The sequence below is a fragment of the Paenibacillus hemerocallicola genome, assembly GCF_006265175.1.
Lineage (GTDB): Bacteria > Bacillota > Bacilli > Paenibacillales > NBRC-103111 > Paenibacillus_AB > Paenibacillus_AB hemerocallicola.
Map to the genome: position 1 here is coordinate 152613 of NZ_VDCQ01000009.1, position 23006 is coordinate 175618.

The following is a 23006-nucleotide window of genomic DNA, read 5'->3' on the forward strand; positions in this document are numbered from 1 at the left end:
GCTCAAGACTCAAACTACCGAAAGCTCTTTTTCGCGATCGGATTTTTGATAATTCGGAACGACGGCCTGGAGCTTCCTGTAAACCTCCAATATATCTTCCCCGTTCGTTTTTTCCATTTGCTTCATCTGATACTCCAGCTCCGAACGCACGATGTCGGAAGGCTTCCCGATAAAAATCCGATTATGCTTCGTCGAGCCGAGTCCCTCCTCCGTTGTCAGGAGCTCCTCGAACAACTTCTCACCCGGCCTGATTCCGGAATAGGCGATTTCAATATCGATATTCGGTTCGAATCCGGACAAACGGATCAAGTCTTTCGCCAAGTCCAATATTTTGACAGGCTCGCCCATATCCAGTACAAAAACCTCTCCTCCGTCCGCAAACGCGCCGGCCTGGATAACGAGCTGCACGGCTTCCGGAATCGTCATGAAGTAGCGCGTCATGTCGGGATGAGTAACGGTAACAGGACCGCCGTTTTTAATCTGCTCTTTGAACTTCGGAATGACGCTCCCTCTGCTCCCGAGGACATTGCCGAATCGTACGGCGGCGAACTTCGTTTTGCTGTAATGGTTGAGCGATTGGACGTACATTTCGGCTATCCGTTTGGTCGTTCCCATAACGCTCGTTGGATTCACCGCCTTATCTGTCGATATGAGCACGAATCGTTCGGCTCCGAACCGATCCGCGCAATCGGCCACATTGCGGGTTCCGAATACATTGTTTTTTATCGCTTCCATCGGGTTTTTTTCCATTAAAGGCACATGTTTATGCGCGGCCGCATGGAATACGACTTGAGGCGAATAAGCGGCAAACACTTGCTCCATACGGCCGATATCCTGTACGTCGGCTATAATGGTTTCTAGAATCAAATTCGGGTATTTCTCCCGAAGCTCCATCTCGATATTGTAAATGCTGTTTTCGCCGTGTCCCAATAGAAGAAGCTTCCTCGGCTGAAATAAGGAGATCTGCCTGCAAAGCTCCGATCCTATCGATCCGCCCGCACCGGTAACGAGGACAGCTTTGTTTTTCATGTAATTGGCAACTTCCTGAAGATCGATTTTAATTGGTTCTCTTCCCAGCAAATCTTCTACGTCCACATCCCTGATTTCTTTAACGGTAATCCTCCCATGGATCAAATCGCCAAGATTAGGTATAATTTTCAGCTTTGCTTTTGTCGATTTGCATGCTTCTATAATGGCCGATATTTCCCTTTTGGAAATCGAGGGCAGAGCAATCACAATATCGTCGATCGATAGCCGGTCGACCGCTTCCGCTATTCGATCACGCCCGCCGTATATCGGCAGTCCAAGCACCTGCAGATGGTGTTTTTTCGGATTATCGTCGATAAAAGCGACCGGGCGCATTTGCGAATTGCGATCGAACATCAACTCTTTTGCAATCAACGTACCGCAATCTCCCGCCCCGATTACAAGCGTTCTCCTCTGATTTGCGGCTTTTTTGAAATAAAAGTCGCGAAATACTCTCCATCCGAACCGGATTCCACCTTTTAAGAGCAGGCTTGTCTCGAATGTCAAAATCAACAACGACATCGGTACGAACGAATTCGATACGATTGTTGAAATGGCATACGATGACAAACAAATGACGGAAACGGCTTTTACTATCGACATCAGCTCGCCTACGCTGGCATACTGCCACACGCGGTTATACAACTTGAAAACATACATCACGACCGGGCAGATGACGGTAGCGACCGCCGCGTAGATCAACAGTTGATCCGGATGGACAAAGCCTTGACCGTCATAAGAAACGAACAAACCTGCAGCAAGAATGCTGCACCATACTATGACTATATCCATGCCGATAAGGACGAACATCCTCTTCTTATACCCCATACTCATCCTCCATTTTTATCAATCATGAAATTAAAAGAATCAGTCGTATATTTCTTGTCGACAACTGACTCTTTTAACGTCATGAATGGAAACAAAATGGGCATCTAACCCAGCCTCACACCACACCCTTGACAATAAACGTCTAAGGCTATACCAGCCCACAGCATGGTCGAGTGCCTACAGTGATAAAGGTCCAGTAGACATTACCTTTGTCGTACTTACCAGCCTGAAGCTTTTAAGCGGATTACGGAAACGTTACTTGTACTTGTAATTGTTGAGAACAACACCCAGCGTTCGTCCTTGAACCCGACCGATCGTTTCCAGTGCCCTCTGAATTTGCTGCCGCTTGGTTTTGTCCGAACGAACAACGAGTACAATACCGTCACACACGGCAGCGATCCATTGAGCATCGCTCACTTGCAGCATCGGCGGCGCATCGATAAGAATGATATCGTATCTCTCCCGACAGCTTTCCAATAACGAGGCGAAACGAGGTGGAGAGAACTTTTCCGAGAGATTGTGAGATAAAGCTCCGGTAGGCAGCAAGCTTAAATGCTCGATCTGCGTTTCCTGAATCGCATCCTCGACCGGGATCGAACCGCTTAAGACTTCGACCAGCCCTGCTTGGTTCGAGCAGCCCAGCAATAAATGAAGCTTTGGATGCCGACAAACCGTATCAACCAGAAGTACTCTTTTCGCTTCGTGAGCGTACACTATCGCAAGATTGACGGCTGTCGTTGTCTTGCCATCACCCTCATTCGGGGAAGTAATAGCAATCGATTTGGCGCTTCCTCCATCCGTGGAAAACTGGATGTTCATTTTTAATGTCCGGTAATTTTCCGCGATGGCAGACGATCGGTTCAAGTAGCACGCAAGCGGATATTTATCGGTTGACGCCTGCATAAGTCGACTCGCCCACCTTTCGTTTTTGATTGGATACGGCGCTGCGATCGCTCTTCAAGTCATTCTTGCGAATCGTGGAGACGGTAGCCAGTAACGGCACATCCAAATATAGTTCAACATCGTTTTCGTAACGGATCGAGCTATCCATATATTCGAGCAAAAAGACCAGGGCAGCCGAAATCATCAAAGACGCTGCGATCGCTAACAACAAATTCAGCTGAAAATTCGGTTTGACCGGTACAGGGTTCCCTTTCAATTTCGCGGTCTCCAGAATCGTTACATTATCGATATCCATAATTTCAAATATCTCTTGCTTGAAGACGCTGGCCACTGCATTAGCGATATTCGCAGCTCTTTCGTAAGAAGGATCAAATACGCTAATATGGATGACTTGAGACTCGTTGGCCGATTTAAAGGTCATTTTCTTCAAAAGCTGCTCGGACGAAAGTTGAAGAGCGGGATAACGTTCCGCTACTTTATCCAATACCGCCGAAGTTTGGATAATTTCCTTATAAGTGTTTACGAGCTTAATATTCGTCGTCACGGCGTTCAAATCATAAACGGTTTGCCCGGTGGGCAGTTGGTTGCCTTTGTTGACAACGAGCTTGGTCGTAGCCGAGTATTCCGGTGTTACAAGATAATAACTGTACACGGCCGCAAAGATGCAAGCCGCAATCACACAACATAAAACTAACCAAATTCTCCTTTTTACGATAAGAAAATAGTCTTTTAATTCCCGATCCATCGTCTCTCCTCCAAGCGAACGGTATGTGTGCATGTTTCCAACTGGCGGTAACCTTGAATCATTTTTCGATATATCGCGTTTTGATGAGCCGCCACAGTTTGAATGAATCGAACCATTCGACCGATTTGTTCTCCCGGTAGTGTCAAGAAATCCACAATGTAGTCCGTGCATATTTGGTTTGTATTCGCATGAATAATTTCGCCTGCAACCGACAAATGAAGACTTTGAAAATTGATTTCGAATTGAAGTACGAATTTTCTCTCGACCGGAAATTGCAGATGAGTCGAAAACTGCAATGTGGATAGACCGATTTCGCGAATTTCTGCGATCGCGATGCTGCTCCAAACTTTACAATCGTTCAAGCGTATGATTCTCATTTCGGCGTTTAATGGATGTCGAAGTTGTAGTCCCGTCCCCTGTCGATCACGACACTCAGCTTTAATCATCATTGTTCTCCTTGTTTGATACAAAAAGTATCTCGTTACCCTTACTTTATGATACAATATGTATCAAGTCAAGCATTATGCATGTATAGTTTTTATGAACGATCACTTCTTCGTCGCTTTCTCGCCTGATTGCCCGGTTTCTTCTTCGGCTCTTGGTTGGCGGTCGCTTCTTGCCGTTTCTCATTTTTCAGGTCATTAGAGCTTTGCAATTCCGACAATATTTGATATATTTTTTTTGGCTCCAAGTCCAAATACTTCAAAACATCGATAATATCAATTTTTCGTTTAGATCCCATAGACCCCCCTAAAACATGGATAAGAATAAACAGCAACCCCTTTTATCAGCCGTCTTGTATCGAATGCTATGAGTGCGAAGTCTCCGCTTGGTCACCTTGATATTAGATACAATTTGTATCATTGTCAAGCGATAAATTTTCGTGTTAATTTATATGTGTACGTATTGCTCCACTTTTTCAACTTGTATTCGACATAATACCATGGGTATACTTAAGTTATATGGAAACGCTGCAATAGGAGGGTTGAAATGGTTAGATGCGGAGAAAGAATAGCATACCTACGCGAAAAACGGGGCCTCACTCAAGAGGAGTTAGCGAATAAATTAGGAATCTCGCGCGCCGCATTATCCCATTATGAAACGAATCGACGAGAACCCGATTACGAAACACTAGGCAACATTGCGAATTATTTCAATATTTCACTGGATTACTTGCTTGGCAGGACAAATAATCCAGATACGGTACTAGACGATGATGTACGTGAATTTGTAGACATTCTCGAGCTTTCCGACGAAAAAATATTAGAAAGATTCGCACTAACAATCGACGGACGCAAATTATCGCCCGAAGAATCGAAACGCTTCATCGCCTTTGTCAGAGCCGAACGTCTCATGAAAGAATAATTCCCTGCCTTTTTCGTGTTGTCGGCCGTTTCCCGGCCCTTTTTTTTAACACTATGTATACAATATGTATCGGAGGAGAAAAACATGAACAAAGATCAGAACAACGCAAAAACAGACATGTCCAGAAGAAAAGCACTTGCAACTCTCAGTACGGCAGGAATGGCGCTGCTCAGCGCACCGTTCCTCTCAGCCGCGTCGAGTCCACTCCCTGTTGCTGTCCGAGCGAACGATCCCGCTCATTCGGACGGAATTGTCAATATAGTGGACTTCGGCGCAATAGGCGATGGAAAGGCGGACGATACGGCGGCCATACAAGCTGCATTACATTCAGGAGCAGGAAGTGTGTTGATTCCGGTAGGCGATTATAGGATCACATCTACACTTACAGTACCGGACAAAGTAACTTTAAGGGGAATAGGCAGGCTTTCCAGGCTGTTAAAGTACTTTAACGGAGATATGGTTTTGCTGCAGGATACGGCAAAACTGATTGAACTGGAAATCGACGGCCGCGGCAAGTCGTTCTCGGGACGAGGGGTTGTCATAGATTCCGGTACGAACCAAAAAATACTGGACTGTTCCATTGTCAATACTTTAGGTTATTGTGTCGAATTCTCGGTGCCTGCTGCAGGCAAAATATCCACAATCGACAAATGCCTAATGTATACGCTAACTCCTGCGAATCTCCCTGCCATCAAACTGCCTGAGAGCGAGCAGAACGGAGACCGTAAAATTATTTCGGTCGATTGCGGGGGAGGGCTTTTGGCCGACTTCGGAGGCTGTTCGACCGTTCTGGTCACAAATTGCAATACGATTGGCGTCATTTTTAAACCCGCATCGAAAAAAGTATCCATGATCGGCAACCGGATAGCGGGAGGAACAGCCGGAATCAACGTGGAAATATCAGGACTGAATCATACGATCATCGGCAACATATCCGCCACCCCTTTCTATATCATGCAGGATTGTGATGGATCTGTCATTATGGGCAACGTTGCTAAAATCGTGGACCAGAGCAGAGGAAAAAACAAGGTCGATTCCGATACCCCCGGAATTACGTTGAGCAACAATTATGGAGGCTTCCATGCGGACAGCTCTTATATGGTTCTGGGCGCGGGAGGAACTAGCCCCAATGCCGGCTCCATCTCGTTCGGGGATGGGACGGGCTGGAAATTAAACATTGGGACAAGCGTGAACAAAACCTTTGTACCCAAGTTTACTTTCTATGACAAAGGCTGTCTGCGCTTCGAACCGATGAATGCAAATCATGCCGCTCCCGGCTCCGTATTTACGGATACTGCGGACAAAAAGCTGAAATATAAAGATGAAACCGGCTTGACAATGAATCTGGGCGGATCGGTTTTAGGAAGTCAACCCAACAGCACCGCATCGGATATCGCTTCGCTTAGAAACGATTTTAATGCTTTGCTCTCAAAAATGAAAGCATCCGGTCTGATGCGCACTTGATCGCGATAATAGACCCTAATTCTTATAACGGAACTGATTTCGGCCCGAATACTCGTCCGAGTCAGTTCCGTCACCATTCCGACCGTTTCTACATCCTTGCCGCCCCGTACATCAGTATAAATTTCTGACTGCACCGGCAGCATCTTTAAACTTCAATTTATTGTCTGCGGAATCGACAAACAAAGTTCCATTGGCGGCGTGAAAGTCCTTCATCGGTTCGAAATAAAGACAGCCTTTATCGTAAAAGCTGAATTTCGCGGCAAAGGCGCCGTTTCTCTTCGTTCCGACATTCAGTTTCCAGCCTGTACCGTCTCCGAAAGAAATGGATGCGGCATCCGGACTTTTTCCGCCAGCGCCCACTTGAAGAAGAGAACTGTCGGAATGGATCATGCCGTAGTTATCGATGACCGATACGCCTTTCTGCTTAATGTCGATATTGTTAGTCCCACCCGTTTCATCGATGATCGTTGCCGAATTTCCTACAACGGACGATCCAGATGTATCCGATTTCACGATTATTGGAGTTGCGGATATATTTCCGACGATAGCGTGATTAATGCCGTGCACTTCCACATTTAGACCTGCCGTGCCTCCGGCAATTCGATTCCCTACCAAGCTTACCTTTTTCGATGCCGGTCTGAACACTACGCCGATCGTGTTGCAATGTGCCACTAAAATTGTAGAACAGCCCGCAAAATCAGCCAGTACCCCTCCTCCACAGTCGACGGAAATAAGCTTCCGATCCCCGTTGGCTTCGTTATCGGGATATTTTACGGCCGGGAAAGTCCTGCTAATCGTGTACAGCAGGCTGTCTTCGATTGTGGAAATGATCCCTGCGCTGCTCGTTGTATATTCGACGCAGTAGCTCATCGTATTTACAATGGTGCAATCCATAATTTTTTGATTGTGCCCTGAGTTAATAATAACGCCTCTCCCCGAGAAGGTCGCCCCTTTCCCGTCCAATTCGATTTCTATCAGCTTGGAATCGGTCCCCATCTCAATCATGTCGCCGTTAAAACCTTTTAATATTTTCGACATTCTTCCGATGCCGCGCATAGTGACGAATTCGGGGATATATAGTTTCGAAGTTATTTTATAATAGCCCGTTGGAACCCGTATACTTCCCGCACCCGAACTTAACGCAAGACGAAAAGCATTCGTATCGTCGACCGAACCGTCCCCAACCGCGCCGTAATCCAAAATGTTTACTTCCCACGGCATTGCCATCACCCCACGTTTAAATTTGTAGAAGCCGACTGGTCGGAATAGGGCTGTATCCAGTTTAGTGTTAGAACCATTGTATGCGGAGTGTATCGCTATGTTACATATCGTATCAAATCAGGCGTAGATTCGGGGGCCAATCAGCCCCCGCCCTCACATCAACAACAAAGCATCCCGCCCCTTCATGCCCGGAACGATGCCCAGCTTCTCCGCTTCATGGGTGACCGACTCGAGCGGCGCCTCCAGCAGATCCGTCAGCGAGCGCACGCCCGTAGCGCGGCCTGCGATAATGTGCCGTTCCTTCAGCCTCTCGTTCAACAGCCCAACATCCAAGGCGCCGCACATAATATACCCTCTTTCGGTCGCGATCGCAATGAGCGTCGTTTTCGGCAGTTCAACGGTTATCCCGATCACAGTCCGGCCTTCGATCACAATCGGTTTCGCCTCCATCATATCGGACCTTATCTCCCTTCGCGTCAAGTCCATACCAGCATATGCAGCCCGCTTTTGGTTCGTCCGGTCGAACGCCTACCCGAGACGGGACTGCACTCGGAGCCGTATCGAATTCGCCCGCTGGAAACTGCATACATTACTTCAATTTAAAATATTTGTTATACTAAGGACTACTTACCTATTGAAAAATCAGGACGTGAGGATATGGATCTAGATAAACGGGCGCTCGAGAAAAAAAAGCACTTGTTCCGAGTGGAGATTATGGTGGAGGAAGCTACTCAGACGATGGCGCTGGCCGCCCTTCTGCAAATACTGAATCATCCGAAGGTGGACGATTTCCGGATCGCGGAAGGCATCCAGTTCGGCAAAACGATCGAGAAAACCGTCAGCGAAAGCGCAGCCCAGCCTTTCGCCATACCGCCGAATCAGACCGTCTCGAATAAAAATGCGATTGCCGGTCAAAGCGCCTCCGCGAAGGAAGGCGGAAAGCCGAAATCGCCGAAACAGACTCCGGAAGCAAAGCCAGCATCCGCCCCCAAGGAGGAGACGGGGACGTTAAATTTGGAAAATTTGATGCAGCTGAAGGAAAGCGGAGCCCTCGTACGTATCGTCGTCGTCAAAGGAAAGGGCGTGAAGCTTAGTCTGCCTTGCCGCATCCTGAATTTCGATCCGGGCGGGCAGCAGCTGACGATTTACCACGTCGACGAGAAGAAGGTGTACTCCTTCACGTTGAACGAAATCGAGGATATTATTATGTAAAGGAACAAAGCGCTACTCCGAAGCCGCGGACTTTGGAGTAGTCTTTTTTTGTTAACGATCCCAAAATCAATCCATTATATGTCGCCCGAATGAATGCAGGTCCGGCCTCCGCGTACATACTACATAAGAATTTCTCCATGCTGCATGGGGCACCGGGCTTGCTTCGATTGCATCCCCAATTCCTATTATGAACGAGGTCAACCCTTATGGACTTGCATTCCGGCAAATCGAATTGGATCGACAGCCTCCTCGCGCTTCCTTCTTTTCCATCACTCGAGCATGACGTGTCCTGCGACGTTCTGGTCGTAGGGGCCGGAGAATGCGGGGCGCTGTGCGCATACGAGCTGGTGAACCGAGGGCTGGACGTCATCGTGGTCGACAAGCGGAAGGCCGCATCCGGCACATCCAGCGCGAGTACCGGCATGCTGCAGGTTTCCAACGACAAATCGCTGTATTCGTGCATCAACTCGCTCGGACAAGAACGTGGAGTTCGGTTCTACAGCCTATGCCGGCAAGCTCTCGATCATCTGGAGCTGCTTTCGTCCACACTGGATGCGGATTGCCAGTTCAAACGAAGGGACAGCCTCTACTTCGCAAGCTGCGAGGAGGATGTCCCCTCTCTTCGCACGGAATATGAGACTTTGTCGAAATACGGCTTCGACGTGGATTACTTAAATGAATCGGACATCGGCAGCCGGTACTCGTTCCGCAAGCCTGCAGCCATTTATTACCGCAACGACGCGGAGATGAACCCGTACCGGTTCGTGAACGCCCTGCTTCGGCACGTTTCCCGGCAAGGCGCGCGCATATTCGAGCATACCGAAGTTAAACGGCATACGGCTTTGAAGGACGGTATCGTTTTCCATACGCCAAACCATCGGATTCGGGCACGTTATGCCGTCGTAGCGGCGGGATACGAGACGCAGGAATGGCGCAGAAATTCGAATGCCGTCATGGAGAGCACGTTCGCGATCGCCACCCAACGACTGGACGGCTTCCCCGGATGGCCGGGCCGCTGCCTCATCTGGGAAACCGCTCGGCCGTATTTGTATATGCGGACGTCGGCGGACAACCGGATCGTGGCGGGAGGATTGGACGAAAGAACAGACAATCCGGCCGAGCGGGAGCGTATGCTGCGCCATAAATCGGTTCTGCTCGTAGAACGGCTCCGTCAGCTTTTCCCCGGAATATCCGAGCTGCGGGCGGAGTACGCTTGGACGGCCGCTTTCGCCAGAACGCATGACAACCTTCCCTTGATCGGCCCCCAGGAAGCTTTTCCGCGTTGTTATTTTGCCTTGGGCTACGGCGGGAACGGCAGCGTGTACAGCACGATCGCCTCGCAAATCGTCGCCGGCTTGCTGGTCGACGGCCATCACCCGGACGCGGAGCTGTTCCGTTTCGATCGACCTAGTAAGGACACAGAGATATTCGTATAGACAAGCCGCATTTTGAGTCAGGCTGGTTGTTTGTCCACGCACCGGAAAGGCTGCCGCATAGTATGAGGTAGGTTCGCGAAAAAGGAGGATATCCGATGCAATCTACCGTGAAACGGCAAGATGTGAAGAAGCTTGTCGGAAAACAGATCTATGCGGTGAGAAAAAACGGGTCGGTCGTAACCGGTACGCTGCGGGGCATGAAAGGCAACGAGCTCATTTTGGAGCAGAAGAAAGGCAAGTCGGTCAAAACGACGGCGTTCATCCCGCTCGTCCTGTTCGATCTGTTGGCCATCGGCACGTACGGCGGTTACGGGGGTTACGGGGGTTACGGAGGCTTTGGCGGCTATCCAGGTTATGGAGGCTTCGGGGGATATCCCGGCTTCTGGTAAAGCAAGCAAGACGGCTGGAGCATGCGCTCATGCGGCATCGACTCCGGCCGTCTTCTTTTTTGCTTTCAGCCGCGTTTGCCGGCTACCGCAGCCAAGCAAGCCCATCCGATCAGAAAAGCAACGCCTCCGAACGGCGTAATGATGCCGAGCTTGCCGATGCCGGTTACGGCCATGATATACAAGCTGCCCGAGAACAGCACGATTCCCGCGACGATGAAAGCTCCGGCGCGGGATATCCATTTCGATTCGCCCAGCTTGTCCGCGAGCAAGCCTATCAGAATAAGCCCGAGCGCATGGGCGATATGATACTGGACTCCCGTCTCGTAGGCGGAGAGCATGGAGGCATCGATTTTATCCTTCAAGCCGTGCGCCCCGAACGCGCCGAGCGCGACTGCCAGCAGCATGGCTGCGGCGCCTAAACGTACATAGTTGCGAAACATCGAATCGTATTCTCCCTTCGCGTCATGCCATTACCACAAGAATACCGGAACAGCGCCGCGAACGCCAGCGAACATTCGGTGAACCTGCCCGCAAGGACCCTGGCGGACGAAAAAAATCGCGCCAATCGGATAGATCGGCGCGATAGCCTATTCGCTTATGGTGCGGGAAGCGTTACCTGCAATTCATCGAACGATACGTAGTACGTGGTCGCCGAAGGGTTTCTCTCCCAAATCGTCTCCACTCGAATCGTGTGCAAGCCTTCCGGCAGCGGCCCGGTATCGTATACGTTCTGTCGATAAAATAAAGCCCGACATCTTGCGAGGTTATCGCGGGATTCGGCAAAGAAATCGTCTGCCAATGGTCGGTATTGCGGATCGATACCCACGAGTCCAGCGGCTCCGTATACATGTTATGGACGTGCACGACGTTAAATCGCAATTCGTCGCCATCGGATACTCCCCCGGCCGCAATCGATGACGTACAACGTGTTCGACGTAGTCGAGGTCTCGTATTGGTACGGTTGAATATGTTCTCTCCCCTGATCCGTGGACAAATTGATATTGTCCATGACCGGATTCCATATCGTATTGACCCAAATCTACTATTTTCTTTTGTAATTTTATGAACCAATAATTATTTTTCTTAACTTTTAATGAACCTGATTCCTTTTTTTCTTTCGTGTCGGATTAGTCCGACGTTTCCGCAGAAATAGAAAAAGCCTTCAATCTCCTGCAAGAGGATTGAAGGCTTTCCAGTTCATTCCGATCGATTCCGCTTTATAGCGTCTTCTGGCCGGGCTTCCAGTTAGCCGGACACAGCCCGCCGGCCTGAAGCGCCTGCAGGACGCGCAGCGTCTCGTCTACGCTGCGGCCGACGTTCATATCGGTCACGACCTGGTAGCGCAGCACGCCTTCCGGATCGATAATGAACAGCCCGCGATGGGCGACTCCTTCTTTGGCATCGAGTACGCCGTAAGCCGCAGCCGTTTCCCTCGTCACGTCGCCGGCAAGCGGGTAGCGGATCGGCCCGATTCCATTGCTGTCCCGCGACGTATTCATCCAAGCGCGGTGAGTATAGACGCTGTCCACGGATACGCCGACGATTTCGCAATCGAGATCGAGGAATTCGTCGTAACGGTCGCTGAAGGCAATAATTTCGGTCGGGCATACGAACGTGAAATCGTACGGCCAGAAAAACACCATCAGCCATTTGCCTTTGTAATCGTCGAGCTTTACTTTTTCCTCCAACGTCTCCACGTTTTTGGTCGAAGGCAGGTTGAAGCTCGGAGCGGGAAGCCCCATTTGGGCCAATTTGCTATCCAATGCGGTTGTCATGTTCGTTAGTCCTCCTAGGCGGGTATGGGATTCGATGTCGGGTTGCAAACTAGAAAAAGTTGGCGTACAACGTTGCTTCTACGTATTCGTTACTGCGCGACCGCTGCGGCCAACGCCTTTTTGATCCGGCTCGGGTTCAAGCCGAGAATTTGCATGCCGCCGATGACGGTTACGGGAACGGACATCAGCCCCATTCCTTCCAGCTGCTGCGCGTATTCGGGATTCGTATCGATGTTGCGCTCCTCGTAGGCAATGTTCTGGTCCTTCAAATATTGCTTCAATTGCGCGCAGTAATGGCAGTTTGTACTCGAATAGACGATCGCTTCGGACATATTTCATCTCTCCTTTGAAATTACTTATACTGAGGCAGCACTTGGGCACGCTTGTTAATATATTTGTCGACGGCCATGGCCGCAATGGCGCCGTCCGCGGCGGCAACGACAGCCTGCTTGACCGGAGTTCGGCGAACCTCCCCTGCTCCGAATACGCCGGGCACGGGCGATTGCATCAGCGGATCCAGAATCATGAACCCGTCGTCGTCGAGCGGAACCTGGTCCTTGATCAGCTCGGTACCCGGCTTGCTGCCCGATAGAAAGACGAACACTCCGTCTACGTCAAGCAGCTGCTCTTCCCCTTCCCGGGTGCGGACTTTGACGCCCTCCACATGGCGCTCCCCGACGATTTCCAGCGGTTTCGTACGGAACAGCCACTCCGTGTTCGGCAGCTCGGGCACATGGTCGACGCCCTGCAGCCCTTCGCGCGGCACGATAAAGGTGATGCGCTCGGCGAACTTGGCCAGCGCGGCGGCTTCCTCGAGTGCCTCCTCCGAATCGCCGATGACCGCAACCGTTCGTCCCTCGAAAAAAGCTCCGTCGCACGTGGCGCATATGCTTACGCCTTTGCCGAGCAGCCGCTCCTCGCCGGGAAGCATCCGGTTGCGTCCTTTCGAGCCCGTCGCGAAAATGACCGATTTCGCTTCATAAATGCCGTCTGCCGTAAATACGGTTTTGACATCGTCCTCCACGTCTACCGCCGTAATCGTCGTCTGGATGTATTCGGCGCCGAACGATTGCGCCTGGCTGCGGAAACGTTCCAGCAATTCCTTGCCGGTCCATTCCCCTTCCACTCCCGGATAATTAGCGATTTTATGGGTTAACGCCAAGGCGCCGGTATAGGGAGCCTTATCGATCACGAGCGTCTTCAACTGTCCTCTTGCCGTATAGATGGCGGCGGAAGAGCCTGCGGGTCCACCGCCGATAATAATAACGTCGTACATGCCGCCTCACCTCTTTTCCATCAAATATTAATTACTATTTTATAATTATTATAATTTAAAATGGGCGAAAGTCAATACTTAATTATAATTATTCTAAATAGAGGAAAGACCTTCGATTACCGGCATGACTTGCTCCGCTATTTCCAAAACTACGTCGGCACGTTCCGCAAGCGTAAAGACTGCTATCCTTCATTGATCCTGCTCCTTACGGAGAAGACGTTCCTTCTTTAATGTTGGTCGCATAGATACGAAACGTCACATTTTCATTGGCAATCGCCTGATTATGTGATACAATACGTATCATATAGCAAGTGCTCCAGTACAACAATACGCACAACGATAAGGAGGAATCCCTTATGCCCAGGAAACGGATCTACACGGACGAGGAGCGGCAAAATCGGCATCGCGAAGCAAGCCGGAAATACCGGGAAGCGAACCTGGAGAAAGTCACCGCCTACAACAAACAGTGGAAGGTCGATAATTGGGAATATTACCGCGAATACAACCGCGAATATTTGCGGCGCTGGCGCCAGAGCAAGAAGATGGGCCGCGTAACAAGCTAGCGTTCGCCGGCGCAGCCCCGAATTCGAATAAGCCTGCACGTCCCTTATGTCTCTTCGAGAGCAAAGGGAATGTGCAGGCTTCTTGCATCACTTACTAGTCATCGGACCGGAACTCGACCAGAGACGCAAAGTTTCGTCTGCGTCTTCGTTATTGCATGCCCGTCGAAGCATTAGGCATCCATCCGGCGTTCCGCAGCTCGGCGACGGAGGCTTTGACGCACTGTTCTCCGTCCTGACCGAAATATTCGAACGAAATGAATCCTTCATAGCCATTCGAGTACAGCGATTGGCAGATGCTGACGTTATCCACGTCGCCGTCGAATACCGAGGTCGGCTTGCGCGTCTCCGGCGAGTCGAGATTCCAGAAATAGCTTTTCATATGCACATGGTCCGTATAAGCGTACAAAGCTTCCAGCGCCTCGAGTTGGTCGACGCGGTCCAAGTACAGGTTGAACCCGTCGAAGATCATGCGCAGCCGCGGATGGTCCGCTTCCCGAAATATGCGGCGGATCGGCTCGATTTGGTCGGCGAACGTGTTGTTGTGCAGCTCCAGCCCGAGGTTCACTCCATACCGGTCGGCAATGGCGAGCGCCTTCTTGAGCCGTTCCATCGCTTCCGCCCACAGCTCGTCCGGCGTCTCCCGCGAAGGCAAATGGCCGAAAAAAATCCGGACGAGAGGACTGCCGAACCGAACGGCGTATTGCGCCGCTTTCTCCACGATCGCCAAGCATGCTTCGGTCGTTTCGTCGCTCTTCGAGAAGGACACATACGGACTGATCGCCGGCACCCGGATCCCCGCACCCTGTATGCCCTCGATCAATCCGTCAATCGATCCGTTGCGTTCGGCGTATTCGTCGATATGCCCCGTCCACAGCTCGATGCCGTCCAGCCCCAGATCGCGCACCCGCTCCAATACATATTCCACCGGCTTGTCCCGGTTGCCCGTCGAGCAAAGACTCCATTTCAACGTCAGCATCCTCCTAAGATCGCGCTGTTACACGCGTTGTTCCGCGCCGGTTTCGCTCGAACGGTACATCGATTCGACGACGGCTACGACGCTGCGGGAATATTCCATCGACGAGCTCGGCTCGACGCCGTCCTCGATGTACCGGATTAGATCGCGGTACTGCAGCACGAACGGCGGAGCCTCTTTGCTCACGGGCACCTCGACATACTTGCCGTCCTCGCTGATCCACAAGCCCTGGCTGGTCGCCAGCTTCAGCATCCCGCCGGTAAAAATCAGCTCCGTTTCGTTGCGCGGGACGACGGTGTACCCGGATTGGGAGATCGTCGCGGGTATTCCGCTCTCGGTGCGCAGCCAGGCGATTCCGCTGCCCTCGATGTCTCCTTTTGTCCCGTAATGACTGACCGACGCTTTCACTTGCGCGATGCGGCTTCCCGTCAGCCATTGGATTTTGTCGACCGAGTGGGAGCCCAGATTCATGAAAATGCCTCCGCCCGCCTTCGCCTTCTCGAAAAACCAGGCCGGACGCGTATCGCGGTAGTACGGCACATGGCGCACATCGTTGATCATGACCAGCGTGCCGAGCGTACCCGCCTCGATGATCGCCTTGGCGGCCCGGTTGTGGGCGATATAATGCTGCGTATGGCCGACCATCAGCCTGACTCCGGCGATGCGCACCGCTTCGATAATTTCGTCGCATTCGGCTGCGTTCAGCGCCATCGGCTTCTCCAGCATCACATGGCAGCCGCGGGCGGCTGCGAATAACGAGGCTTCCTTATGCAGAAAATGCGGCAGCGTGACGACCGCGATGTCCGGCTTCTCCCGCTCGATCATTTCCTTGTAGTCGGTATAAGCCGAAATACCGTATTCGGCAGCCACGGAATCGGCCCTTTCCCGCGAAATATCGGCCAAAGCGACCGCCGTCAATCGTTCCATCCGCCGAAGCGCTTCCAAATGGGAGACGGCAATGCCGCCGGCCCCTACGATTGCCACTTTGTATGCCACTGGATTCCCTCCGTTATGCGCTCGTCGCCGCCAAAAAAGGTCTCCCGGCAGCGAGTGGGAGACCGTGCTTGCGAGCGCTTGATTCATATATTATAAAGCAACCGCTTTCGGCTCAGCAACAACGCGGGATGTCTTTATGTCGTCCAAATGATCGGCCGTAATGAGGACCGCCCCGACGGCACGAATGCGATCGGGGCGGTCATTGGCTGCTATACGAACAATCCGGAGAGCGCCGGGTACGGCTTGACGTATTTGGCATACTTGCGCTCATACGTTTTCCGGTTCGCCTCGAGCGGGCTTATCCTATAAACTTCTCATAGACATCGAGCGCTTTCTCGAGCGTCGCCTCTCCGGCCAGCGTAACTTGACGCATGCGGGCCGTCTTCTTGTCTCCGGGAGCAAGGTCGCTGCCGAACAAGGTGAAATAGAGCGCATTATGTTTGCGGATACTGTCGTTCTCCTCCGGGCTGGAGTAGGTTACGCCGATTGCCCCGCATTCCGCAGGATCGGCCATCTGGACGACATGCAGGTCGCCCGTGCCCATGATCGCGACGGCTCTTCCGTAAAAAGGCCCGGTGACGAAAGGAGCTATCGGCAGCCCCGTCTTCTCGTTCAACCAGCGTCCGTCCAGCCGGGTATGCCCCGCTTCGTTGTCGCGCGGCAAATATACGTAATGGCCTTTGATCAAAGGATGGTCCTCCACCTTGTGCAGCAGCATGTCGGCGGAATCGGTCCGGGCCGGCCACTTCGGTATGATCGCATAAGGCTCCATCGCGAAATCGAAATAGGACGATATCGTAATTTCATACTTGGACATCGCTTTTACCGCTTCAATGGAAACCGTCAAGTCTATCGTTTCTTCGTCGACGATTTCGTAAACCGCTTCCACGCGGCACGGATTGACCTCCGTCGGTTCCCACTCCAGCACGATTCCCCGCTCGGATTGGGACTTGACGCGAATCGGCTCGTATCGGGCGATTCCTTGAAGCCTTCGATCGAACATGATCCGGTATAAGTTCAAAGCGAAATAAGGCTCGCGGACGAGATCGAAGCCGACCTCCGGTCTCCGGAGCGAGGCCAGTCCATGCCTTTCCTTGTCTGCGCCGAGAACGATGTCCGTCTCCCCCGCCCGGTACGGGAATCGAATAGGTTTGATTGCGGACTGCTGGTCGTTTGCCATAGTTATTCCATCCTTTTCTTCCTTGTTGGATTATGGGCCGCTGCGCTATAAAGCGCGCGACAGCAAGCGGACGAAGTCGTCGTCGCGGTACAGCACGCTTTGACCGTCCAGACGCACGGTTTCGTTGCCGTCGCAATATTTGCGATCCGCCATATCCGTACTCATGTACCGGATCTGCAAGGTAAAACGGACGCAATACCGGAAATGGCTTCCGTTATATCAAGCCGATCGGATAGAGCTCCGGAAATAGCGGAACAAACTTCCGCTACCCCGATCGATACCGGCGGAAGCCGGCAATATTCCGCGACATAACGGCACGGTGTTCCGTTATTTTATCGGAACGGGGCAAATTTCCCGGAATAACGGAATCAAGTTCCGTTAGCGTGCTCCCCGATCAAATCGAGAAACGCGCGGCCGTACTTGTCGAACTTATGCTTGCCGATCCCTTTGACCGACAGCATCTCGGCTTCGGTTCGGGGCAGGATGACGCACAGCTCCCTCAGCGTGGCGTCGTGGAATATCGTGAACGGCGGCACCCGCTCCCGTTCCGCGAACGTTTTGCGCAGCTGCCGCAGCTTCTCGAACAACGCCTCGTCTCCGGCGTCGACGGACCGGGCTACGCTGCGGGCGGCCGGAGCAACCCGCTGGAACACTTGCTCCTTGCCTTCCAGCACCGTCTTCGCCTCCGCGGTCAGCGTCAGCACCGGGTACTGGCTGTCGGTAAGCTTCATATACCCGTCCGCTACGAGCACGTTGATCAGGTTGACGATATCCTTTTCCTTGCGACTGCTCATCGCTCCGTAGGTAGACAGCCGCTCGAACCCGAACTGGCGCACCTTGGCGTCGTTCGCGCCCCTCAGCACTTTGGCCGTCATCGTGATGCCGAACCGCTGCTTCATGCGGGCTACGCATGAGAAAACCTTTTGCGCGTCCAGCGTCACGTCGGCCACCTCGCGGTCGTCGGTGCAGCAGCTGCAGCGGCCGCAGGCTTGACCCTCCGGATCGCCGAAATAGCGTACGATGTACCGCTGCAAGCATTCGGTCGTATGGCAATATTCGACCATCCCGTGCAGGTTGCCGTACTCGATCGTTTTCCGCTCCTCGTCGCTTTCGCCTTGCTCGATGAGAAATTTCTGCGTCATGACGTCCTGCGGCGCATACAGCAGGATGCATTCCCCCGGCTCGCCGTCGCGTCCGGCCCGGCCCGCTTCCTGGTAGTACGACTCTACGTTTTTCGTAATATTGTAATGGATGACGTATCGGACGTTCGATTTATCGATCCCCATGCCGAACGCGTTCGTCGCGACCATGACCTTCAGCTCGTCATAGAGGAAAAGCTCCTGATTGCGTGCCCGCTCCTCCTCGGCCAAGCCGGCGTGATAGCGCCCCGCCCGGATGCCCAGCTTCAGCAAATAGCTGCAGCATTCCTCCACCTCTCTGCGGGTAGAAGCGTATACGATGCCGCATTCGCCCGGGCGGCTGCGGACGTAATCCGCCAAATAGGCCTTCTTGTCGACGCCCTTCATGACGGAGAAGCTCAAGTTTTCCCGCGCATAGCCTGTCGTGACGCGGACCGGATCGTCCAGGCGAAGATGCCGGACGATATCTTCCTTCACTTTGTCCGTAGCCGTCGCGGTAAAAGCCGCGATAACCGGTCTCGGCCGGATCAAATTCAGCACGCGGCTGATCGACATGTAGCTCGGACGGAAATCGTGGCCCCATTGCGAGACGCAGTGCGCTTCGTCCACGGCCACGAACGGAATGTTCAGCTCGCCGAGAAACCTGGTGAACCTCTCCGATTCCAGCCGCTCGGGCGCCACGTACACGAGCTTGAAATTGCCGTCCGCTATTTCCCGGAAGCGCGTATTCAACTGTTGCGCTGTCAGCGTGCTGTTGATGAAGGTCGTGGGAATACCGGCCTGGTTGAGCGCATCGACCTGATCCTTCATCAGCGAGATGAGCGGCGAGACGACGAGCGTAATGCCGTCCATCGCGGCTGCCGGCACTTGATAACAGATCGATTTTCCCGCACCGGTGGGCATGACCCCGATCGCGTCGCGGCCGTCCATAATGCCTGCGATCAGCTCCTCCTGCCCTTTCCTGAAACTGTCGTAACCGAATACCGTCTTCAGAATCGCTCTTGCTTTTTGTTGTGCTTGCGCCGGCACCTTGATTTCCCTCCACTTTCTTGTTGGAATCCCAAATTCCACTATACCACAGCAGCGGTGTGCCCAACACCGTGCCAGCCATCGACTTTTCCGGCTTAGCCGGGTTCAGGGTCGGGCATGCGCCTTGTCCGGCGGTTATTCTTCGCTTTTTGGGCAATTTCGAAGAATAGGGAGGGAAGACCGATGAATCGACCTCCATCGGGAAACAAAGGGGAGTAAGTACAGCGATGGAGGAAGCCGGTAACCGACTTTCCCGTGAAAGTCTCTGCGGTTTGGATGCCGTGGATGCCGTGATACGTTGTCGGCAACAACCCGGTACGTTCCTCCGCTCAAACATTCGGTAAAATGCGGCGTTGTAGCATTGCCGACTTCCTCGGCAACGCGCTCGACAGACAGCTCGGTTTACCTGGGGACAACGGCATGTATAAGGATAGTACTCTTCCGCCAAATCATACCGGATGGGGCAGGAGCGCTCAACAGCTACAATTGCGGCTTGATCGATCGGGTACCGTATAGGACGTTCCACTTAGGGCTGCCCGCTCAGGCGGTCCGTTTAGGGCGGTCCGTTTAGGGCGGTCCGCTCAGGGCGGTCCGTTTAGGGCGGTCCGCTCAGGGCGGTCCGTTTAGGGCTGCCCGCTCAGGGCGGTCCGCTCAGGGCGGTCCGCTCAGGGTGGTCCGCTCAGGGCGGTCCGTTTAGGCGGTCCGTTTAGGGCGGTCCGCTCAGGCGGTCCGTTTAGGACGGTCCGTTTAGGGCGGTCCGCTCAGGGCGGTCCGGTTAGGGCGGCCCGCTCAGGGCGGTCCGTTTAGGACGGCCCGCTCAGGGCGGTCCGTTTAGGGCGGTCCGTTTAGGGCGGTCCGTTTAGGGCGGTCCGTTAGGGCGGTCCGTTTAGGGCGGTCCGTTTAGGGCTGCCCGCTCAGGGCGGTCCGTTTAGGACGTTCCACTTAGGGCTGCCCGTTCAGGGCGGTCCGCTGCGGTGGCGCTGCATGACGACGGTCTAACCAAGTAAGCGGAACAAAAAGTTCCGCTATTCCTTCGGAAAGCCGATAAAATGGGTGCAGAGGAAGGATTAGTTCCTTTATCGACAGAAACACGGCCGTTTGAAGGCCGTTTTGCTCGAATAGAGGAACTCATTGTTCCGTTTGTACCGTTTTTCGTGCTTCCCTCGGCAATAGCGGAACTTATAGTTCCCTTCATTTGAAATAAAGGAAGCAATTGTTCCGCGCTGCCGCAAGGGAGCAGCCTTTCGAGCGGTGTTCTCTATTAAGTCCCGCATCAGAGCTTATCCAGAAACTTCGCTCGAATTCCAGCGCTCATTACCGGGATCCGGTCTCTAGGAGACGGGCGGACCATAAGAAAAACGTCTAACGACGTATTTGAAGGAGGAGCGACCGCGATTTAGAGGAAGTTTTTCTTGGTATACAATTTACTCTTTTCGTTTACAAGGACCGAAAATTTATAAATTCTATAACGCTAAGGCAAGCTTCTGATCGAAGCCTTTTCGATGGAGTACATCCGAGCTTTTGAGGTTGCTTTTCCTGGTTCACAATTTCGCAGCCCGCTTTATCGAAGCATCGCTTTTAAGCTGTGTCGCTTTAGCGAACTTGAAATTTCTGAATCGATAAAAAATACCTTTTGAGGTTCCTCAACAGCTCAACAGGCTGACGGACATCATTGTCCGTATCGTGTCGTGTCCGAAGCTTCTCGCTGCCGTCCACGCCAAATAGCCCCACGAAAGCGGGGCCTGCGTTGTGACGCTTATTCCAAAACCGCTCAACGAATCTGCATGGGCCGCTATCGGTAACAGCCACGTTCCGGGCTGCCTGTCAGAGCCCGCGCCAGCTCCGCTCCGAGGCGTTACGCCGTCGCCGGCTCTTTGGGGGACCGCCACTATCCCCTAGCGCTCCCCGATCCGCGGCTCAGCCTCCCTGTCCCCGCATCCGCCATTCGCTGCGCAGCATCTCCAGATCGTCGAGCAGCGCGCCGCGCACCTCTTCCTCGGCGACGAGCTTCGTCCGGCGCGTGTATTCGATCAGCCGGTCCAGCTCGGACACGATCTTCTCCCTTTTCCGTCTGCTCCATTTGGCGGCCTCGGCGCCTTCCGATCCGGACCCGGAACGCGCAAGCGAGCGCAGCTTCCGGTCGTACTTCTCCGTCCAGGACGCGGGTATCCGGTTCGTCAGATGGATTTCCTCCAGCGCCTGATGCTTCCGGCCGATCATGCGGCGGACCGCCGCATGCGACAGCCACGAGAATGCGATCATCAGCCCTGCCATCACGGGCACAAACACAAGTAAGACGAGTCCCCATACGTACGTCATGTCATAAAGCCCCCCGCAAGTTCAATTCGCCCGCAAAGTGGCAGGCGGCGTAATGGTTGTCCGCCACTTGCTTCATCGGCGGCGCCGCGGTTTTGCAGATGTCCCGGGCGTACGGGCAGCGGGGATGAAAATAGCAGCCCGAAGGAGGATTGGCCGGATTGGCCACCTCGCCCGACAGCACGATCCGCTCGGCCTTGCGGCGCGGGTCCGGAATCGGCTTGGACGACAGCAGCGCTTCCGTGTAAGGATGATGCGGCCGTGCAAACAGCGCCTCCGTTCCGGCCGTCTCGACGAGCTTGCCGACATACATGACCCCGACCCGGTCGGAAATATGCCGGATGACGCCGAGATCGTGGGAGATGAACAAGTAGCTCAGCGCGAGCCGTTCCTGCAGCTCCCGCAGCAAATTCAAAATTTGCGCCTGCACGGACACGTCCAGCGCGGATACGGCTTCGTCGCAGATGAGGAAGCCCGGATCGGTGGCCAGCGCCCTGGCGATGCCGATCCGCTGCCGCTGCCCGCCGCTGAAGGCGTGCGGGTAACGCTCCAGATGTCTGGCGCTCAAGCCGACCATCTCGATCAGCGAGATTACGCGGCGCCTCAGCTCGCTTCCTCTCGCGACCCCATGGCAGACGAGCGGCTCCCCGACGATCTCGGCCACGGTCATACGCGGATTGAGCGAAGAATACGGGTCTTGGAACACAAGCTGCATTTCCCGTCGAACCGACCGGAGCCCTTGCTTGTCAAGCGCCCGGACGTCAACCTCGGTCCCGCCCCTCTCCCGGAAACGGATCGTGCCCCCGGTCGGCTCGATCGCCCGCAGAATGCACCGCCCGAGCGTCGATTTGCCGCAGCCGGATTCGCCCACGAGCCCGAACGTCTCGCCCTGGCGAACCGTCAGGCTAACATCGTCGACCGCCTTCACTTGTCCGACCGTTCGGCCGAAGAAGCCTTTGCGCACGGGAAAATATTTGGTCAGTCCTTCTACACGCAATAGGGTCTCCCCCGCATGGCTTCCGGCTTCCCCACGGAAGGAGGAGGCCGCAGCGCCAACGGACGGCCCCCCGGCGATATCGCCGCCCCCGGTCGCATGATTCGCGTCGCCGACCGCTGCAGCTACAGCCTCCGTCTCCGCGTCGGCGTCCCGCCTTACTTGTTCCGCCATCG

Annotated in this window: 24 protein-coding genes; 6 read left to right on the forward strand and 18 right to left on the reverse strand. The window is 53.4% G+C overall.

Annotation, left to right across the window (positions count from 1 at the left end; all coding sequences use genetic code 11):
- Positions 1 to 9: 9 nt before the first annotated feature.
- The 5 genes from FE784_RS09110 to FE784_RS09125 form a co-directional block, all read right to left on the reverse strand.
- On the reverse strand, positions 10 to 1854 hold the full coding sequence (locus FE784_RS09110) for a polysaccharide biosynthesis protein (protein WP_139601868.1): 1845 nt from the start codon (positions 1852 to 1854) through the stop codon (positions 10 to 12).
- A gap of 255 nt (positions 1855 to 2109) precedes the next feature.
- A complete protein-coding gene (locus FE784_RS09115) occupies positions 2110 to 2757 on the reverse strand; it encodes a CpsD/CapB family tyrosine-protein kinase (protein WP_139601870.1) in 648 nt (215 codons plus the stop codon).
- Positions 2738 to 3502: a YveK family protein gene (locus tag FE784_RS09120; protein WP_176706074.1), complete on the reverse strand. Its 765-nt coding sequence runs from the start codon at positions 3500 to 3502 to the stop codon at positions 2738 to 2740. Before FE784_RS09120 ends, FE784_RS09115 begins: the two co-directional genes overlap by 20 nt.
- Positions 3487 to 3948, reverse strand: a complete 462-nt coding sequence (locus FE784_RS41560; RefSeq protein ID WP_218103759.1) for a hypothetical protein — start codon at positions 3946 to 3948, stop codon at positions 3487 to 3489. Before FE784_RS41560 ends, FE784_RS09120 begins: the two co-directional genes overlap by 16 nt.
- 92 nt (positions 3949 to 4040) lie before the next feature.
- Entirely contained in the window at positions 4041 to 4244 is a 204-nt protein-coding gene (locus FE784_RS09125) for a hypothetical protein (protein WP_139601875.1), read from the reverse strand.
- Between the two features lie 248 nt (positions 4245 to 4492).
- On the opposite strand from FE784_RS09125, the gene FE784_RS09130 reads away from it, so the two are divergent.
- Positions 4493 to 4867 (forward strand): helix-turn-helix domain-containing protein, encoded by a 375-nt coding sequence (locus FE784_RS09130; protein ID WP_139601877.1) that lies wholly within the window; start codon positions 4493 to 4495, stop codon positions 4865 to 4867.
- A gap of 84 nt (positions 4868 to 4951) precedes the next feature.
- On the forward strand, positions 4952 to 6331 hold the full coding sequence (locus tag FE784_RS09135) for a glycosyl hydrolase family 28-related protein (RefSeq protein ID WP_139601879.1): 1380 nt from the start codon (positions 4952 to 4954) through the stop codon (positions 6329 to 6331).
- Between the two features lie 111 nt (positions 6332 to 6442).
- On the opposite strand, the gene FE784_RS09140 is transcribed toward FE784_RS09135, so the two are convergent.
- Together FE784_RS09140 and FE784_RS09145 are read right to left on the reverse strand one after the other, a co-directional pair.
- Positions 6443 to 7558, reverse strand: a complete 1116-nt coding sequence (locus tag FE784_RS09140) for a glycosyl hydrolase family 28-related protein (protein ID WP_139601880.1) — start codon at positions 7556 to 7558, stop codon at positions 6443 to 6445.
- Between the two features lie 147 nt (positions 7559 to 7705).
- Positions 7706 to 8005 carry a YunC family protein gene (locus tag FE784_RS09145; protein WP_139601882.1) on the reverse strand — a complete coding sequence of 100 codons (300 nt, stop codon included), beginning with the start codon at positions 8003 to 8005 and terminating at the stop codon, positions 7706 to 7708.
- A gap of 204 nt (positions 8006 to 8209) precedes the next feature.
- Between FE784_RS09145 and FE784_RS09150 the strand changes: the two genes are divergently transcribed.
- The 3 genes from FE784_RS09150 (at position 8210) to FE784_RS09160 (ending at position 10589) form a co-directional block, all read left to right on the forward strand.
- Entirely contained in the window at positions 8210 to 8764 is a 555-nt protein-coding gene (locus FE784_RS09150; protein ID WP_139601883.1) for a hypothetical protein, read from the forward strand.
- A 206-nt stretch (positions 8765 to 8970) separates the two neighbouring features.
- Positions 8971 to 10200: an NAD(P)/FAD-dependent oxidoreductase gene (locus tag FE784_RS09155; protein ID WP_139601886.1), complete on the forward strand. Its 1230-nt coding sequence runs from the start codon at positions 8971 to 8973 to the stop codon at positions 10198 to 10200.
- A gap of 95 nt (positions 10201 to 10295) precedes the next feature.
- Positions 10296 to 10589 (forward strand): 50S ribosomal protein L33, encoded by a 294-nt coding sequence (locus FE784_RS09160; RefSeq protein ID WP_139601888.1) that lies wholly within the window; start codon positions 10296 to 10298, stop codon positions 10587 to 10589.
- 65 nt (positions 10590 to 10654) lie between these two features.
- Here FE784_RS09160 and FE784_RS09165 read toward each other — a convergent pair whose 3' ends face one another.
- The 5 genes from FE784_RS09165 to FE784_RS09185 form a co-directional block, all read right to left on the reverse strand.
- Complete coding sequence (locus FE784_RS09165; protein ID WP_139601890.1) at positions 10655 to 11029, reverse strand: DUF423 domain-containing protein; 375 nt, start codon at positions 11027 to 11029, stop codon at positions 10655 to 10657.
- Positions 11030 to 11184: 155 nt separating this feature from the next.
- Entirely contained in the window at positions 11185 to 11415 is a 231-nt protein-coding gene (locus FE784_RS09170) for a hypothetical protein (RefSeq protein WP_139601892.1), read from the reverse strand.
- Between the two features lie 391 nt (positions 11416 to 11806).
- On the reverse strand, positions 11807 to 12364 hold the full coding sequence (locus FE784_RS09175; RefSeq protein WP_139601893.1) for a peroxiredoxin: 558 nt from the start codon (positions 12362 to 12364) through the stop codon (positions 11807 to 11809).
- Positions 12365 to 12453: 89 nt separating this feature from the next.
- Positions 12454 to 12696, reverse strand: coding sequence for a glutaredoxin family protein (locus FE784_RS09180; RefSeq protein ID WP_139601894.1), 243 nt, complete (start codon positions 12694 to 12696; stop codon positions 12454 to 12456).
- Positions 12697 to 12716: 20 nt separating this feature from the next.
- Entirely contained in the window at positions 12717 to 13640 is a 924-nt protein-coding gene (locus FE784_RS09185; RefSeq protein WP_139601895.1) for an NAD(P)/FAD-dependent oxidoreductase, read from the reverse strand.
- A gap of 356 nt (positions 13641 to 13996) precedes the next feature.
- Between FE784_RS09185 and FE784_RS09190 the strand changes: the two genes are divergently transcribed.
- Positions 13997 to 14203 (forward strand): hypothetical protein, encoded by a 207-nt coding sequence (locus tag FE784_RS09190; RefSeq protein WP_139601896.1) that lies wholly within the window; start codon positions 13997 to 13999, stop codon positions 14201 to 14203.
- A gap of 148 nt (positions 14204 to 14351) precedes the next feature.
- Here FE784_RS09190 and FE784_RS09195 read toward each other — a convergent pair whose 3' ends face one another.
- The 6 genes from FE784_RS09195 to FE784_RS09220 form a co-directional block, all read right to left on the reverse strand.
- On the reverse strand, positions 14352 to 15170 hold the full coding sequence (locus tag FE784_RS09195) for a sugar phosphate isomerase/epimerase family protein (protein ID WP_176706076.1): 819 nt from the start codon (positions 15168 to 15170) through the stop codon (positions 14352 to 14354).
- A 27-nt stretch (positions 15171 to 15197) separates the two neighbouring features.
- The gene (locus FE784_RS09200; protein WP_139601898.1) at positions 15198 to 16172 is read right to left on the reverse strand and encodes a Gfo/Idh/MocA family protein; all 975 of its coding nucleotides are present in this window, start codon (positions 16170 to 16172) and stop codon (positions 15198 to 15200) included.
- Positions 16173 to 16470: 298 nt separating this feature from the next.
- Positions 16471 to 17352, reverse strand: a complete 882-nt coding sequence (locus tag FE784_RS09205; RefSeq protein ID WP_139601899.1) for a hypothetical protein — start codon at positions 17350 to 17352, stop codon at positions 16471 to 16473.
- Between the two features lie 368 nt (positions 17353 to 17720).
- The gene (recQ, locus tag FE784_RS09210) at positions 17721 to 19520 is read right to left on the reverse strand and encodes a DNA helicase RecQ (RefSeq protein ID WP_139601900.1); all 1800 of its coding nucleotides are present in this window, start codon (positions 19518 to 19520) and stop codon (positions 17721 to 17723) included.
- Positions 19521 to 21437: 1917 nt separating this feature from the next.
- Positions 21438 to 21839 carry a hypothetical protein gene (locus tag FE784_RS09215; RefSeq protein WP_139601901.1) on the reverse strand — a complete coding sequence of 134 codons (402 nt, stop codon included), beginning with the start codon at positions 21837 to 21839 and terminating at the stop codon, positions 21438 to 21440.
- 1 nt (position 21840) lies between these two features.
- On the reverse strand, positions 21841 to 23004 hold the full coding sequence (locus FE784_RS09220; RefSeq protein ID WP_139601902.1) for an ABC transporter ATP-binding protein: 1164 nt from the start codon (positions 23002 to 23004) through the stop codon (positions 21841 to 21843).
- Positions 23005 to 23006 lie beyond the last annotated feature (2 nt).